The sequence below is a fragment of the Candidatus Manganitrophaceae bacterium genome (genome assembly GCA_016200325.1).
In the GTDB taxonomy this organism is placed as follows: Bacteria; Nitrospirota; Nitrospiria; order SBBL01; family Manganitrophaceae; genus Manganitrophus.
This window is the reverse complement of the sequence record JACQEZ010000014.1, coordinates 193,801-208,933: the sequence shown is the minus strand read 5'-3', so window position 1 is coordinate 208,933 and position 15,133 is coordinate 193,801. Positions and strand designations below refer to the sequence as shown.

The 15,133-nt window shown below is 59.8% G+C and carries 13 protein-coding genes; 9 read left to right on the top strand and 4 right to left on the bottom strand.

Features of this window, described 5'->3' with window-relative positions; translation table 11 throughout:
• On the bottom strand, window positions 1-192 hold a 192-nt coding region (locus HY282_12535; protein ID MBI3804576.1), incomplete at its 3' end, for a hypothetical protein.
• Window positions 193-589: 397 nt separating this feature from the next.
• Here HY282_12535 and HY282_12530 point away from each other — a divergent pair.
• Window positions 590-3,271: a beta-propeller fold lactonase family protein gene (locus tag HY282_12530; GenBank protein ID MBI3804575.1), complete on the top strand. Its 2,682-nt coding sequence runs from the start codon at window positions 590-592 to the stop codon at window positions 3,269-3,271.
• A gap of 26 nt (window positions 3,272-3,297) precedes the next feature.
• On the opposite strand, the gene HY282_12525 is transcribed toward HY282_12530, so the two are convergent.
• The gene (locus HY282_12525; protein ID MBI3804574.1) at window positions 3,298-4,410 is read right to left on the bottom strand and encodes a 3-deoxy-7-phosphoheptulonate synthase; all 1,113 of its coding nucleotides are present in this window, start codon (window positions 4,408-4,410) and stop codon (window positions 3,298-3,300) included.
• A 296-nt stretch (window positions 4,411-4,706) separates the two neighbouring features.
• On the opposite strand from HY282_12525, the gene HY282_12520 reads away from it, so the two are divergent.
• Complete coding sequence (locus HY282_12520; GenBank protein MBI3804573.1) at window positions 4,707-4,991, top strand: helix-turn-helix transcriptional regulator; 285 nt, start codon at window positions 4,707-4,709, stop codon at window positions 4,989-4,991.
• A gap of 303 nt (window positions 4,992-5,294) precedes the next feature.
• Window positions 5,295-5,717 carry a CBS domain-containing protein gene (locus tag HY282_12515; protein ID MBI3804572.1) on the top strand — a complete coding sequence of 141 codons (423 nt, stop codon included), beginning with the start codon at window positions 5,295-5,297 and terminating at the stop codon, window positions 5,715-5,717.
• A gap of 84 nt (window positions 5,718-5,801) precedes the next feature.
• Here HY282_12515 and thiI read toward each other — a convergent pair whose 3' ends face one another.
• Both thiI and HY282_12505 read right to left on the bottom strand, forming a co-directional pair.
• A complete protein-coding gene (thiI, locus tag HY282_12510) occupies window positions 5,802-6,983 on the bottom strand; it encodes a tRNA 4-thiouridine(8) synthase ThiI (GenBank protein ID MBI3804571.1) in 1,182 nt (393 codons plus the stop codon).
• A gap of 58 nt (window positions 6,984-7,041) precedes the next feature.
• Complete coding sequence (locus tag HY282_12505; GenBank protein MBI3804570.1) at window positions 7,042-7,491, bottom strand: DUF5069 domain-containing protein; 450 nt, start codon at window positions 7,489-7,491, stop codon at window positions 7,042-7,044.
• 208 nt (window positions 7,492-7,699) lie between these two features.
• Here HY282_12505 and HY282_12500 point away from each other — a divergent pair, with 208 nt between their 5' ends.
• From HY282_12500 to HY282_12475, 6 genes are all read left to right on the top strand, one after another.
• Window positions 7,700-8,080, top strand: a complete 381-nt coding sequence (locus HY282_12500; GenBank protein MBI3804569.1) for a sensory rhodopsin transducer — start codon at window positions 7,700-7,702, stop codon at window positions 8,078-8,080.
• Window positions 8,081-8,121: 41 nt separating this feature from the next.
• The gene (locus tag HY282_12495; GenBank protein MBI3804568.1) at window positions 8,122-9,915 is read left to right on the top strand and encodes a thiamine pyrophosphate-requiring protein; all 1,794 of its coding nucleotides are present in this window, start codon (window positions 8,122-8,124) and stop codon (window positions 9,913-9,915) included.
• On the top strand, window positions 9,915-11,063 hold the full coding sequence (locus HY282_12490) for a mandelate racemase (protein ID MBI3804567.1): 1,149 nt from the start codon (window positions 9,915-9,917) through the stop codon (window positions 11,061-11,063). The genes HY282_12495 and HY282_12490 overlap by 1 nt, the downstream gene beginning before the upstream one ends.
• Before the next feature lie 113 nt (window positions 11,064-11,176).
• Window positions 11,177-11,617: a DoxX family protein gene (locus tag HY282_12485; GenBank protein MBI3804566.1), complete on the top strand. Its 441-nt coding sequence runs from the start codon at window positions 11,177-11,179 to the stop codon at window positions 11,615-11,617.
• 32 nt (window positions 11,618-11,649) lie between these two features.
• The gene (locus tag HY282_12480) at window positions 11,650-14,700 is read left to right on the top strand and encodes an FAD-binding oxidoreductase (protein MBI3804565.1); all 3,051 of its coding nucleotides are present in this window, start codon (window positions 11,650-11,652) and stop codon (window positions 14,698-14,700) included.
• Window positions 14,697-15,128 (top strand): DNA-binding protein, encoded by a 432-nt coding sequence (locus HY282_12475; protein ID MBI3804564.1) that lies wholly within the window; start codon window positions 14,697-14,699, stop codon window positions 15,126-15,128. Before HY282_12480 ends, HY282_12475 begins: the two co-directional genes overlap by 4 nt.
• Window positions 15,129-15,133: the final 5 nt, after the last annotated feature.

Here is a 15,133-nt window from a genome sequence, read left to right as displayed (position 1 = left end):
GGCATCCAGTAAATCAAAGATGATCTGGTTGGATAAATCAGCATAAAACCGCCCCGCTTCGTGCAAAAAACGCTTCTGATCATATACCCCAGCCTCTTTCGTGTAATCCGCTCGCTTGATGTCACTGTAAACTTCCATCTGTTCCGTCCCCTCGGAACCGAGCAGCCGGCTTTGACCGTGACTTTCCTCCATCTCTCCCCCCTCATCAGATTAAACCGTCATTCTCGATATCGTTCTTCCAGATTGTCTTTAGCTTGGCAAAGGATCTCTTGGAAAAGGCGATCTTCTCACTCGCTGTAACCTTCAAATATCATACCGAATGCGAAACCTTCAAGCAACCTTCAAAAAACAGCTCATCCAAATAAACCGATCTCCGCATTACGGACCGATCACGACGGATCGATCACGACCCCTTTATTCCAAGGAGGCATCCTTTTTGCTATGTAGTGTTTATAGCTTATTTTTTTCGCGGGCCATTTCTTCCCAGTGGGGGATATTGCTCATTCCCTAGCGTAGGACCGGGTTTTTCGACGTCTGCACCCTGTCTCTCAATGAAATAATCTGCAACTTTCTTGCAAAAGAGGAACTTATGAACGTACGATTCAGATGGTGGGGTTGGGTCTTTCTTCTGCTCGGAATCTTTTTTTATCAGAACGGACACGCCGGCATTCTTTTTAGCGATAATTTCAACCGAACGACCGGATTGGGTCTCTCCTGGAACATCACCGCCGGAAGTTTCAGCACCGACGGCGATTTGGCCATCTCGGGAGGGAATGCCAATGCGGCGGCTCTGGTCGTAAAAGTCGGAACGGACGATTATAGCGTCGAATCGGTCATGACCCTCCCCGCGGGCTCGCTCTATTCCGGGATCATCGCCCGGGGGAGGACCGACGACAGCTTCACCTCCGATTGCTACTCTCTCCAGCTCTCCACCAACGGAACGGTCAACCTATACAGAAAAAATGTGGGGGTCTGGACGCTGCTCAAATCGGCGCCTGCCGGCATCGTCACCAATGAAGCCTATACGCTCGCTCTAAAAGCCACCGGCAGCAATCCGGTCAATCTGGAAGCCGACCTGCAAGGCGCTTTCCTCTTTAGCTACACCGACAGCTCCGCCTCCCGAATCGTCTCCGGGGTTCCGGGACTGATTAATTATAATCCAAATGTAAAATATGACCTTTTCACCGTCCTAGATGCATCGAGTTCCACCACCAATCAGCCGCCGGTCGCAAAGATCTCGGCCACTCCGACCTCCGGAACGCCGCCGCTGGCGGTCCACTTCGACGGAAGCGGCTCTTCCGATCCGGACGGAGGCGTGGCGACCTATGCATGGGATTTCGGCGATGGAGCGAAAGGGTCCGGGCCGATTACCGACCACACCTACGCCGACGCCGGCACCTTCACCGCCACCCTCACCGTCACCGACACACAGGGGGCCAAGGGGTCGGCGCAGCGCGCCGTGACCGTGACATCGAGCAGCGCCACCCTCTTTTCGGATGAATTCAACCGAACCGGCAGCCTTGGATCGAATTGGCGGCTGGTTGCCGGCGGGATGACGACCGACGGCGCTTTTGCCGTTTCCTCCGGATCGGCGACGGCTGCGGCCATCGCGCCCGGCTTGGGAACGAATGATTATGTCGTTGAATCGGTGATGATTATTCCGGCCGGATCGGTCTATTCCGGAATTGTCGCCCGAGGGAAGACGGATGACAACTTCGCCATGAACCTCTACTCCCTCCAGCTCTCCACCAGCGGGACGGTCAACCTTTATAGACGGAATGGAGGCGAGTGGACACTGTTGAAATCGGCGGCGGCGAGCATCGTCGCCAACAAAGCCTACACGATCGATCTAAAGGTGGCCGGAAGCAATCCGGTGAACCTCGAGGTCTCCCTCGACGGCGCGCCGCTCTTCAGCTTTACCGATAGCAGCGCTTCCAGAATTCTCACCGGGGTCCCCGGACTGATCAATTATAATACCGGGGTGAAATACGACCGGATCGCGGTTTACGGCGTCGGCAACCTCTTTCCAACGGCGCGGATGACCGCCACCCCGACCTCCGGCGCCCCGCCGCTTGCCGTCCAATTCAACGGCGGCACCTCCTCCGATCCGGACGGAAAGATCGCCAGCTATATTTGGAGTTTCGGCGACGGCGCCAGCGGAACAGGGGCCGCCGTCCAGCACACCTATTCCAATGCGGGAAGCTATACCGCAAAGCTGACGGTGACCGATGATCAGGGAGCGACCGCCTCGACCCAGACGAGCATCGTCGTCGGCTCCGACGCCGCTTCAATCCCCCGCTTCGCTTATGCGGCCAACTCCGGATCGAGCGACGTCACGATGTACAGCGTTGATCCTGCCACCGGGCTTCTGACGAAGCTCGGATCGATTGCCAGCGGCTCTCAGCCTTATTCAATCGCCGTCGACCCGAAAGGGCGATTTGTCTACGCCGGCAATTTTGCGGCGAACACCGTCTCGATGTATCGAATCGATCAGAGCACCGGACGCTTAACATCGGTCGGGACGGCGCAGACCGGCACCTCTCCCTACTCCATTGCCGTCGATCCGACCGGTCAATTTGCCTACGTGGCCAACGAGAATTCGACCACCGATGTCTGGATGTACCGGATCAATCAGTCGACCGGAGCCCTGGCCCTGATCGGAACGATCAATGCAGGCGTCAGCCCGATCTGCGTCGCCGTTCACCCTTCCGGCCAGTTCGTTTATGTCACCAACACCTCTTCGAGCGACCTCTTTTTCTACCGGATCGACGGATCGACCGGAAACCTGGCCCCCATTGGACAGACCGCCGCCGGCGCGGGACCGAATTCGATTGCGTTCCATCCCTCCGGCCGATTCGCCTATACGGCGAACTATGATGCGAATACCGTCTGGTTTTATTCGGTCGATACTTCTACCGGAAAACTGACCAAGACCGGCTCCATCGCGGCGGGGACCCGTCCCTTCTCGGTCACGGTCGATCCCTCCGGCCGGTTTGCTTATGCGGCCAACTCATCAACCGGTAATGTCTCCATGTATCGGATCGACGGCACGACCGGCGCGTTGACGTCGCTCGGCAGCATCGCTGCCGGCTCAGGGCCGCGCTCGATCGTCGTCGATCCCTCCGGCAAATTCGTCTATGTGGCAAACCTCAACACGAACGACGTTTTTGTCTATCAGATTGATCAAAGCAGCGGAAAATTGACGCAGGAGGGACGGTTTTCTGCGGGGACGACGACCCGGTCGGTCCGGGTGACGCCGGTCATACCTTAATAGAAAGATAAAACGCCGAGAGGCGATTAGGACGCCGACTGCACCCGGCGGCGGCGCTTCTCATACGCCTCCCGGGCGATTTGGACATCTTCCAAAAAGTGGGGGAGCTCCTCCAGCCGGAGCGCTTGCGCGCCGTCGACCAAGGCCCGGAGTGGATCGGGATGGATATCGACGAGGATGAGGTTGGCCCCGGCGATCACCCCCTGCGCCGTCGCGTGAAAGAGGTCGAGCAGTCCATCGGGGGAAGCGTCCCGGCTGCCGATCGCATGGGAGGGATCGATCCCCACCGGCATTCGGGTGAGGCGCTTGAGGACCGGAACCTGGACGAAGTCGACCATGTTTCGATGGGGCGCCCCGAAGGAGCTGTGCATCCCGCGCAGGCAGAAGACGACCTGCGCATTCCCCTCGCTCGCCAAATATTCGGCGGCATTCAACGACTCGGTGAGCGAAATACCGTAGCCTCGCTTTAACAAAACCGGATATTGGGTCTGCCGGCCGATCGCTTTGAGCAGCTCGAAGTTCTGGGTGTTGCGGGTGCCGATCTGCAGCATCACCCCGGTCGGACGGCCAGTCTGCTCCAGGCATTCGTCGATCTCGTCGACATGGTTCTCATGGGTCACCTCCATCGCAATGACCTGAATCCCATACTTGCCCGCCAGCTCGAAGGTATACGGAAGACAGCCCTTCCCATGTCCCTGGAATGAATACGGATTGGTTCTCGGTTTATAGGCGCCCATCCGCGTGCAGAGCTGGCGATGCGCCGAGAGCGTCTTCATCACCGCCTCGACATTTTCGCGTGTATCGACGGCGCACAGGCCGGCGAAGACATGAAGATTGTCCTGGTCGAACCGAATCCCATTGTAGTCAAATCCAATCGCGCGGCGGCCGTCTTTATGCCGGCCGAGAATGCGATACTCTTCCGAGATGCGCACCACCCGTTCCACCGCCGGAAGGGTCTCGATCACTTCGCGGTCGAGCTTTGACGTATCGCCGATGAGATAAATCTCGGTGAGTCGCTGCTCCTTTCCCTGAACAATATGCTTTTGAATGCGAATGCCGGGAAGGCTGTTTAGATAGGCCCATGTCTGCTGAAAGGCCTCGTTGTTTTCATCAAAGCTGGGGTGCAAAATCAGAAGCATCGTCGGCGGTCCTTTTATGAATCGGTTATAAATCCCGGTGATTCTTCCATAACCACCCCCTCATGTCAATCCTGTTCCCGTTAGATTGTCCGCAGATCAGCCTTCGGTCCTCCCCCGCCGCTCTCGGATGCACGTCGCTGCCGTGCAAATATGCTTTGACATCGAGGGGGTTAATATGTAGAATTTCATCCCGTAGATACATTAAAATTCTGAGGTGCGTGATCGATCAGAGTATTGAATCGGCTCGATCAAGCGGCCTCATCTTTAGAAAAAGCTTATAACGGAGGAACATCGCAATGACCGCGGCTGTCAAGAAAAAGAAAAAAACCCGTATCATAGAAGACGCTGAACCCGAGCTGATCCGAGCAAGGAGAATCAGTGAGCGGGAAAAAGAGGTCCTTCAGCTCGTCGCCGAAGGGTACAAGAACCGAGAGATCGCAAAGAAACTCCAGGTCAAAGTAAAGACGATTGAAACCCACCGCGCGAATATCATGAACAAGTTGGCCCTCCGGAACATCTCCGATCTGATCCGCTACGCAGTCCACAAAGAGATTATCGTCATTAAAGTAGACAAAAAATAGCGCCCTTCATACCGGTCCCCTCTATTTTGTTGCCGTCCTTATAACCGCGCTGGACCTTATCCAGCGCGGAATTTTTCAACCGATCTCCGCTTCCCGGCATCGACTCTGCTTCGCTTCGAAGCGCTTCCCCTCCGACGGGCGATGCCCCTCTGGATTATTGACTCGTCACCCGACCGCAGCCGTATACTAAATTGAAGGCAGCATCCGTGCGGCCGGTCGGTCGGCTGAGCAGCCGATGGGACCTCTGCCTCGAGTGCAGCTTCGATCTGATCATCCATATTTAACGACAAGGAGGTGTGATCAATGAAATGCAAAGATGTAATGACGCCGAATCCCCGCGCTTGCGCTCCCTCGGCCAGCTCCGTCGAAGCGGCCCGAATCATGCGGGACGAAGATGTCGGCATTGTTCCGGTGGTCGAGCAGAATCAGCTTAAAGGGGTCGTCACCGATCGGGATCTCTGTCTGGAAGTGATCGCCGAAGCGAGAAACCCCCAAGAGGTGAAGGTCTCGGAATGTATGAGTGAGGATCTCGTGACCTGTAAGCAGGACGATGATGTCCAGAAGGCGGCCGATTTGATGAAAGAGCACCAGGTCCGACGGATCCCGGTCGTCGATGACCAAGGCCGGCTGGTCGGGATGATTGCACAGGCCGACATTGCGTTGAAGCTCGGAGAGCCGGAAGAGGTCACGGAAACGATTAAAAAAATCTCCAAACCGGCGGCGTAAACAGATTGGAAACCGGTACAGCCATTTGAATCTATAAAAAAAGGGTGCGGGACGACCCGCACCCTTTTTTCCTGATCCCCTTTTTCATCCTTCTCCAAAACGAAATTCACGGATCGCAATCCCCCCGAGCCCCTGCTTGACCAATCCATCGATATCCAATTTGGCCTCCGCCCGGCGGAGATCTTCCAAACGGGCGCGGACGGCCGGATGCGGCGGGATAAAGAGCCGGCAGCAATCTTGGTCGGGCTGAATCGAAATCGAGTAGGTCCCGATCTCCTGAGCGACGGCGATGATCTCGTCTTTGTTAAAACCGATCAACGGACGAAGGATCGGGAGGGTTGCCACCTCTTGAATCACCGCCAGGTTCTCCAACGTCTGCGAGGCAACCTGCCCCACGCTCTCTCCGGTGAGGAGCGCCTTGGCCCCCTCGCGCAATGCCAGCTCCTGCGCGATCCGCACCATAAAGCGGCGATAGAGAACGACCCGCAGCGCCGGCGGGGCAACCGTCACGATCTCCCGTTGCAGCTCGCCGAACGGGACCGCATAGAGCCGCGAGTGGAACTGATACGGCGTGAGGTGCTCGACCAGCTCCTCCGCCTTCTCCCAAGAGGCGCGTGTGACATACGGATGGCTGTGAAAGTGGATGAAAGAGACGGTGCATCCCCGTTTCATCATCAGTTGCGCGGCGACGGGAGAGTCAATCCCGCCGGAGAGGAGCGCCGCAATCGGTCCCGACACCCCGACCGGAAGCCCTCCCGCGCCCCTGAATTTTTCAACATAGATGAGCGCTTCCCTCGGAAGGATCTCGACGAAGAAGGTCCGCTCCGGCGCCTCCAGGTCGACGCGGGCGCCGGTCCGCTCTTGAACAAACCGGCCGAGCCGCTCATTCAATTCCTGGGAGCGGATCGGATAGCTCTTGTCGCCGCGCCGGGCGGCAATTTTAAAGCTGGAGAAGGAGCGCTGCGCGACGAGCGCCGCGATCGTCTCTTCGATCGTCTCGTAGCGGGTCGCCCGCCGCCAAGCGGGCGCGTAATTGGCAATCCCGAAGACAACCTTGAGGCGCGCTACGATTTGGTTCCAATCGGCCCCCTCTTCGAGAAAAATCAGGAGCCGGCCGCGCGGCGCCACGATCTTTTGAACGCCGAGGCTCCGGGTCGCCTTCTGCATGTTTTCGATCAGCTGGCGGACGAAGAGGGGACGGTTGTCCCCCTTGAGGGCAATCTCATGATAATGCACAATCAGGCTGTTCGGCGGCATCGGTTCCATCGCCGCGCATCATATCATGCTCACACTCGGATGCCAAGGGTGATCTCCCACCGGATCGTTACCGGATCGTCCGCTGCGGGACCGCTCTCCCCTCTTCGAGATCGAGGAGGTCGATCCAGCTCGTGATGTCGGTGCGGTTCGGGGCGACCCGCTCGCGGGTTTTGAGGAAACGCTGCCGGCTCTCCTCGTTGTCCGGGTTCCGGCTAAGAAACGCACGGCTCCAAGCGTCGATCTGCTCCGGGGTATGCATCTTTGCATTCCGGCCGACCCACTCGACCAGTCCGCGGTCATCCTGCGCCGTCGCCGTCTTCAAAAATTCATTCGGATCGATGCCGAGGAACTCCAGGAGCAGCTGGTCGAGCGGACAGGGATAGATGTATTCTCCCAATGTCCCCGCCCCCTTCGCCCGTGCTTTATCGGTCATCCGGGCCAGGTGGGCATAACCGCCGAGTCGCTCATGCGGACTTCTCGGAAATTCCTTCGTCAGATCGGGCGCTTTGATTGTCATCGGTATGACCTCCATTATATTGCATCGCATTTGTCTGTCCCTTCGAGTGTAGCGTATCGGCCGCGCAGCTTCAATCGACCCTGGAGGATTGAATGAGCGTTAAGGCGTCTTTTCCTCACACAAAGGGTGATCATCCGAATGGGTTAATTGTCCTCCCCCCCGCTTTCTCTATAGAATTTTTAATAGGACGGTTTGAAACGAGAGGATCATGGAACAACCGATCGGAAAAAGACGCTGGGCCATCGCCGAAGGATACATCCCGGAGGGGAGTCACGGACCGGCGCCGCAGATGACCAGCCATGAAACGGTCTGTCTCCTCAATACGGCCGATCAGGAGGCGCACATCGAGATCACGATCTACTTTAGCGACCGGGAGCCGGTCGGTCCCTACCGGATCACGGTTCCGCCGCGGCGGACGCAACATGTCCGTTTCAACGACCTCAAAACGCCCAAACCGATTCCGCGTGACACCGACTATGCCAGCGTGATTGAGTCCGATGTTCCGATTGTGGTTCAACACACGCGGCTCGACTCCCGCCAAGCCGAGAATGCATTGATGACCACCATCGCCTACGCCGGCAACGAATAAGCGAATCAAAGCGAAATATAAAGTGAGAAGGAGGAGTGTCCATGGGCAAAACGGTCAGCGACTTTCTGGTTCAGCGGCTGCTCGAGTGGGGCATCACCCGGATCTACGGCTACCCCGGCGACGGCATTAACGGCATCATGGGGGCCCTCGGGCGGGCCGGAGACCGGCCGGAATTTATCCAGGTCCGGCATGAAGAGATGTCGGCCTTCATGGCCTGCGCCCATGCGAAATTTACCGGCGACATCGGCGTTTGCCTGGCCACGTCGGGGCCGGGGGCGATCCACCTCCTCAACGGCCTCTACGATGCCCAGATGGATCACCAACCGGTCCTGGCGATTGTCGGCCAGGCGCATCGCACCGCGATCGGCGGCCAATACCAACAAGAGGTCGACCTTCAGGTCCTCTTCAAAGATGTGGCGCACGAGTATGTTCAAACGGCGATGGACGCGGTGCAAATCCGCCATTTGATCGACCGCGCCATCCGCATCGCCAAAGCGGAGCGGACCGTTACCTGTTTGATTATCCCAGGCGATGTGCAGGAGCTCGAAGCGGTGCCGCACCCGCCGCGAAAGCATGGGATGATCCTCTCCGGGATCGGTCATACCGACCCGCGGGTCGTTCCGGCCGAGGATGACCTGCGCCGTGCGGCGGAGGTGCTCAACGCGGGGGAGCGGGTTGCTATTTTGATCGGAGCCGGCGCCCTGCAGGCGACGGACGAGGTAATCGAGGTCGCCGACCTCCTCGGCGCCGGCGTCGCCAAGGCGCTCTTGGGCAAAGCGGCCCTCCCGGACGACCTGCCGTTCGTCACCGGGTCGATCGGCCTTCTCGGCACCCGGCCGAGTTGGGAGATGATGGAGAGCTGCGATACGCTCTTTATGATCGGAAGCCGCTTCCCCTACTCCGAATTTCTGCCGAAGGAGGGACAGGCGCGCGGGGTGCAGATCGACCTCGATGCCCGGATGCTCAGCATGCGCTATCCAATGGAGGTCAATCTCGTCGGAGACAGCGCCGAGACGCTCCGGGCGCTGATGCCCTATTTAAGAAGAAAGGACAATCGCGAATGGCGGGAGGCAATCGAAGAGAGCGTCGCCGACTGGTGGCGGGTGCTCGAAGCGCGCGCGATGAACACGGCGAATCCGCTCAATCCGCAGCGGGTCTTCTGGGAGCTCTCCCCGCGGCTGCCGGACAACGCGATTATCTGCTGCGACACCGGGACGGTCACCAACTGGTACGCCCGCGACGTCAAAATCCGACGCGGGATGATGGCCTCGGTCTCGGGAACCCTCGCCACGATGGGGCCGGGGATGCCATACGCGATCGCCGCGAAGTTCGCCTTCCCCGATCGCCCCGTCTTTGCCATTGTCGGGGACGGGTCGATGCAGATGAACGGCAACAACGAGCTGATCACCGTCGCCAAATATTGGCGGCAGTGGCGCAATCCGCAGCTGACCGTCTTGGTGTTAAACAACCATGACCTCAACATGGTGACCTGGGAGCAGCGCGCGATGGTCGGCGACCCGAAATTCGAGCCGTCGCAGGATCTTCCCGATTTTCCCTATGCGCAATACGCCGAGTCGATCGGCCTCCGGGGAATTCGGGTCGATTCCCCCGACGCCGTCGGGCTCGCCTGGGAGCAGGCGCGCCTGGCCGATCGGCCGGTCGTCGTTGAGGCCGTCACCGATCCGAATGTCCCCCCGCTCCCCCCCCACATCACGATCGAGCAGGCGAAGTCGTTCGCCCTCTCGTTGTTAAAAGGGGACGCCGAGGCGCTCGGGGTGATCCGGCAATCATTCAAAGACATGGTCGATCAATATATCCCGCGAAGAGGGAAATAATGACGGCCCGCTCCGGCGCATCCGCCCGCTCCGACCCTCTTTCGGACCCGACACCGGGTCCGGTACCGATCGACCAAGTCGATGTGTCGGTCTATCGGATTCCGACCGACTTCCCCGAATCGGACGGCACCTTCGAGTGGGATCAGACGACTTTGGTCCTCGTTGAAGCGGCCGGCGGCGGCGTCCGCGGCCTTGGCTACTCCTACGCCGATACCGCCACCGCCCAGCTGATCCGGGACGTGCTGGCCCACAAAGTCCAAGGATCGGATGCGATGGCCCTCCCCGGCTGCTGGCTCGACATGGTGCGGTCCATTCGGAACTTGGGACGGCCTGGGATTGCATCGATGGCGATCGCCGCCGTCGACAACGCCCTTTGGGATCTGAAGGCGCGGCTCCTCGGCCTGCCGCTGGTCACCCTGCTCGGCGCGGTCCGCGACTGCATCCCCGCCTACGGCAGCGGCGGGTTCACCTCCTATTCGATCCCCCAGCTCAAAAAGCAGCTCGGCGGCTGGGCGGCGGAAGGAATCTCGCGGGTGAAGATGAAGATCGGCCGTCATCCCGATCAAGATGTCGCACGGGTCCGGGCCGCCCGTGAGGCGCTCGGGCCCGATGCGGAACTTTTTGTCGATGCCAACGGCGCCTATAGCCGAAAAGAGGCGCTCGCGATGGCCGAAGCATTCGCCAGATTCGGCGTGACCTGGTTTGAAGAGCCGGTCTCCTCCGATGACCTCGAAGGGCTGAGGCTGCTGCGGGATCGCGGCCCCGCCGGGATGGCAATCGCCGCCGGCGAGTACGGCTATGATCTCCCCTATTTCGAGCGGATGCTCGACGCCGGCGCGGTCGATGTGCTGCAGGCCGATGCCACCCGCTGCGCCGGAATCACCGGATTTCTACAAGTCAGCGCCTTGTGCGCCGCCCGTTCGATGCCGCTGTCGGCCCACACCGGGCCGTCCCTTCACACCCACCCCTGCTGCGCGCTGACCCAGGCGGTCCATGTCGAATATTTTCATGATCACGCCCGCATCGAGCAGATGCTCTTCGATGGCGCCCGAACCCCGGTCAAGGGAGTGCTGAAACCCGACCTCTCCCGTCCGGGACTGGGCCTGGAGCTAAAGCGCGCCGACGCGGCGAAGTATGCGGTGGAATGAAAACAATTTCGGAGTGCGAATTTCGGATTTCGGGATAAGAGCAACTCTGTTTAGCCTCTCATTCCTTCGTCTTTCACTCTGCAATCCGCACTTCTCTCATGACGGAGGCTCTCATGAAATACGATCGGCACGACTCTCTCGCTCTCGCCGAGCGGATTTTGATTGCGGCGATTTTCCTGCTGTCGGGGTTCAGCAAGATCATGGCGCCCGGCCAAACGCGGGGCTATATGTCTCAGATGGGGATGCCGCTGACCGGCTTCTTTCTCATCGGCGCAATCATTTTGGAGATGGGCGGAGGGCTCTCGCTTCTCTTCGGCGCCTTCACATTCTGGGGGACCTTGGCCCTTTTTATTTTTATGATCCCGACCACCCTGATCTTTCACACGAACTTTGCCGACCCGAATCAGATGATCCACTTTATGAAGAACCTCGCCATCATGGGAGGCCTCCTTTATGTGATGGAGGCCGGTCCCGGGCGAATCAGCGTCGACGCCAAACGCCGACCGGAGCCGATCGGCCGGACCGAGGCGATCGGCCGACGCAGAGCCGCCTAATCGAGCGCCTCATCGAATAAGGAGAGACCGAAATGAGAAAGATCGCCCCGATCGATCGCGCTGAGACAGACGCGGCCGCCCTCGCCGAAGCGTTGCGCTCCCGGATTACCGGCGAGGTCCGCTTTGACGCCGGCAGCCGCGCCCTCTATGCCACCGACAGCTCCAACTACCGACAGGTGCCAATCGGGGTGGTGATCCCAAAAAAGATCGAAGAGGTAATCGAGACGATCGCCGTGTGTCGTCAATTCGGCGCGCCGATCCTGGCCCGCGGCGGCGGGACCAGCCTCGCCGGGCAGTGCTGCAACGTCGCTGTGGTGATCGACTTCTCGAAATATTTACATCATCTCTTAGCGCTCGATCCCGAGAAAAAAGAGGCCCGCGTCCAGCCCGGCCTGGTCCTTGACGACTTGCGGAATGCGGCGGAGCGGCATCACCTCACCTTTCCCCCCGATCCCTCGACCCACAACCGCTGCACCCTCGGCGGAATGATCGGCAACAACTCCTGCGGCGTTCACTCCCTCATGGGGGGAAAGACCGACGACAACATCGAGTCACTCGACATCCTCACCTATGACGGCGTTCGGATGCAGGTCGGCGCGACATCGGAAGAAGAACTTCAGCGGATCATCCGGCAAGGAGGCCGCCGAGGCGAAATTTATGCGAAGCTCAAGTCGCTCCGGGACCGCTATGCCGATTTGATCCGGAAACGATATCCGCATATCCCTCGTCGGGTCTCCGGCTACAACCTTCCCTGGCTTCTTCCGGAAAAAGGGTTTCATGTCGCCCGCGCGCTCGTCGGCTCGGAGTGCACCTGTGTGACGGTCCTGGAGGCGACGACCCACTTGGTCCACAGCCCTCCCGGCCGATCGCTTCTGGTCCTCGGCTATCCCGATATCTACACCGCCGCCGATCATGTTCCCGAGATCCTCACTTACGGACCGATCGGTCTGGAAGGGATCGACGATCATCTCGTCGGTTATATGCGGCGGAAAGGGCTTCATATGGGCGACCTTCCGCTCCTGCCGGAGGGGGGCGGATGGCTCCTGGCGGAGTTCGGCGGAGAGAACCGGAAAGAATCGGATGATCGGGCACGCCGCGCGATGGACGATCTCAAAAAACGGGGACACCCGCCGTCGATGGAGCTCTACGACGATCCCAAGCGGGAGAAGATGATCTGGGAGATTCGCGAATCTGGATTGGGCGCCACGGCGTTCGTTCCCGAAGAGCCGATTACCTGGGAAGGATGGGAAGACTCGTCGGTCGCGCCGGAGAAGCTCGGAGAATACCTTCGCGCGTTCCGACAGCTCCTCGACCGCCATGGCTATAAGTGCGCCCTCTATGGCCACTTCGGACAGGGCTGTCTTCATACCCGGATCGACTTCGACCTGGTCACGGCCGAGGGAATTCAAATTTATCGTGCCTTCATCGAAGATGCGGCCGATCTGGTCGTCCGGCTCGGCGGCTCCTTCTCCGGGGAGCATGGCGACGGCCAGTCGCGCGCCGAGCTGCTGCCGAAAATGTTCGGCGAGGAGTTGATCCAAGCGTTCCGCGAATTCAAGTCGATCTGGGACCCCGATTGGAAGATGAACCCGGGCAAGCTGGTGGAGCCCTATCGGATCGATCAGAATTTGCGCCTCGGCACCTCCTACAATCCTCCGGAGCCAAACACCTATTTTCAATTTCCCGACGACAATCATAGCTTCGCCCATGCCGCGCTCCGCTGCGTCGGCGTCGGCGAGTGCCGGCGGGAGATCGGGAAGACAATGTGTCCGAGCTATCGGGTCACCCGCGAAGAGAAGCATTCAACCCGCGGACGGGCCCATCTTCTCTTCGAGATGCTCCAGGGCGACGTGCTCACCGGCGGCTGGCGGGAAGATCAGGTGGAAGAGGCGCTCGATCTCTGTCTTTCATGCAAAGGCTGCAAAGGGGACTGCCCGGTCAATGTCGATATGGCGACCTACAAGGCCGAGTTCCGCGCCCACTATTATCAAGGGCGGCTGCGGCCGGTCTCCGCGTACAGCTTCGGGCTGATCTACTGGTGGGCGCGGCTCGCGTCGAAAATGCCGGGGCTGGCGAACTTCTTCACCCAGACGCCGGGCTTGAGCGGCGTCGCGAAATGGCTCTCCGGGATGGCGCCGCAGCGGCGCATCCCCGCCTTTGCGCCCGAGACGTTTAAGCGCTGGTTCGTTAAGCGCCCGCAACGGAATGCCGGAAAGCCGAAAGTCCTTCTCTGGCCCGACACCTTCAACAACTACTTCTTCCCCGATACCGCCAAGGCGGCGGTCGACGTTCTCGAAGCGGCCGGCTATCAGGTGACGATCCCGCGCGCGTCGCTCTGCTGCGGAAGACCGCTCTATGATTTCGGCTTCCTCGACCTTGCCCAACGCCTCTGGCGCCGGACGCTGACCGCTCTGCAGACCGAGATCGAGGCCGGCACCCCGATCGTCGGGTTGGAGCCGAGCTGCGTCGCGGCCTTTCGGGACGAGCTGATCAACCTCTTTCCGAATGATCACGACGCGAAGCGACTCTCCCGGCAGACCTTCACGTTAAGCGAGTTCCTCGAAAAGAAAGCGGCGCACTTTCAGCCGACGCCGCTGGCCCGCAAAGCGGTGGTCCACGGACATTGTCATCACAAGGCGATCATGAAATTCGATGACGAGGAGAAGGTCCTCTCTCGGCTCGGACTCGATTTCCAGATCCTCGACTCCGGCTGCTGCGGCATGGCCGGCGCCTTCGGCTTCGAGAAAGGACACTATGACGTCTCGATCGGCGCCGGCGAATTGGTCCTCCTCCCCGCGGTGCGGAAGGCCGATCCCGAAACGTTGATCCTCGCCGACGGCTTCAGCTGCCGCGAGCAGATTGCGCAGACGACAAACCGCAAAGCGTACCACCTGGCCGAGATCCTTCAGATGGCGATGCGCCCCGCGGCGCCCGAATCCTCCGGCGAAACGCCCGGCGTGGACGGGCGGAAAAAGAGCGCGCTCCCGGCGCGATTGAAGAAAACGGCCCCCCTGCTGGGGGCGGGGGCGCTCCTCGCCGGCGCTGCGCTTGCTTGGGAGTGGAAGAGGAGAAGCGCCGCATGAAAGACAAATTGATCGAGCAGCAGGAAGAGAAAATTTACATTCTCGTCTTCGACACGGGGGACGAGGTGGTGATGGAGCTGTCGGCCTTTGCCGCGAAGCGCGGGCTCGCTGCGGCGCAGTTGACCGGGATCGGCGGCTTTCGCGATGTCTCCCTCGGCTTCTTCGAGCCAGACCGGAAAGATTACAAAATCATCCCGGTCGATGAGCAGGTCGAGGTCCTCTCGCTGGTCGGGACGATCACCCTTTACCAGGGGAAGCCGAAGGTGCACGCCCATGTCGTGGTGGGGAAATCGGATGGATCGGCGCACGGCGGCCACCTGCTGGGCGGACATGTCTGGCCGACGCTGGAAGTAGTGATGACCGAAACGCCGGAGCACCTCCAGCGCCGGATCGACGAGGTCACGGGGCTCGCGCTGATCCGCTGGTAGTTCCT

Coding starts and splice junctions, on each gene's coding strand:
- HY282_12520 (MBI3804573.1), top strand. CDS start 4,707: ATGACCGCGGCTGTCAAGAAAAAGAAAAAAACCCGTATCATAGAAGAC.
- HY282_12495 (MBI3804568.1), top strand. CDS start 8,122: ATGGGCAAAACGGTCAGCGACTTTCTGGTTCAGCGGCTGCTCGAGTGG.
- HY282_12505 (MBI3804570.1), bottom strand. CDS start 7,491: ATGACAATCAAAGCGCCCGATCTGACGAAGGAATTTCCGAGAAGTCCG.
- thiI (MBI3804571.1), bottom strand. CDS start 6,983: ATGGAACCGATGCCGCCGAACAGCCTGATTGTGCATTATCATGAGATT.
- HY282_12480 (MBI3804565.1), top strand. CDS start 11,650: ATGAGAAAGATCGCCCCGATCGATCGCGCTGAGACAGACGCGGCCGCC.
- HY282_12530 (MBI3804575.1), top strand. CDS start 590: ATGAACGTACGATTCAGATGGTGGGGTTGGGTCTTTCTTCTGCTCGGA.
- HY282_12500 (MBI3804569.1), top strand. CDS start 7,700: ATGGAACAACCGATCGGAAAAAGACGCTGGGCCATCGCCGAAGGATAC.
- HY282_12485 (MBI3804566.1), top strand. CDS start 11,177: ATGAAATACGATCGGCACGACTCTCTCGCTCTCGCCGAGCGGATTTTG.
- HY282_12515 (MBI3804572.1), top strand. CDS start 5,295: ATGAAATGCAAAGATGTAATGACGCCGAATCCCCGCGCTTGCGCTCCC.
- HY282_12490 (MBI3804567.1), top strand. CDS start 9,915: ATGACGGCCCGCTCCGGCGCATCCGCCCGCTCCGACCCTCTTTCGGAC.
- HY282_12475 (MBI3804564.1), top strand. CDS start 14,697: ATGAAAGACAAATTGATCGAGCAGCAGGAAGAGAAAATTTACATTCTC.
- HY282_12525 (MBI3804574.1), bottom strand. CDS start 4,410: ATGCTTCTGATTTTGCACCCCAGCTTTGATGAAAACAACGAGGCCTTT.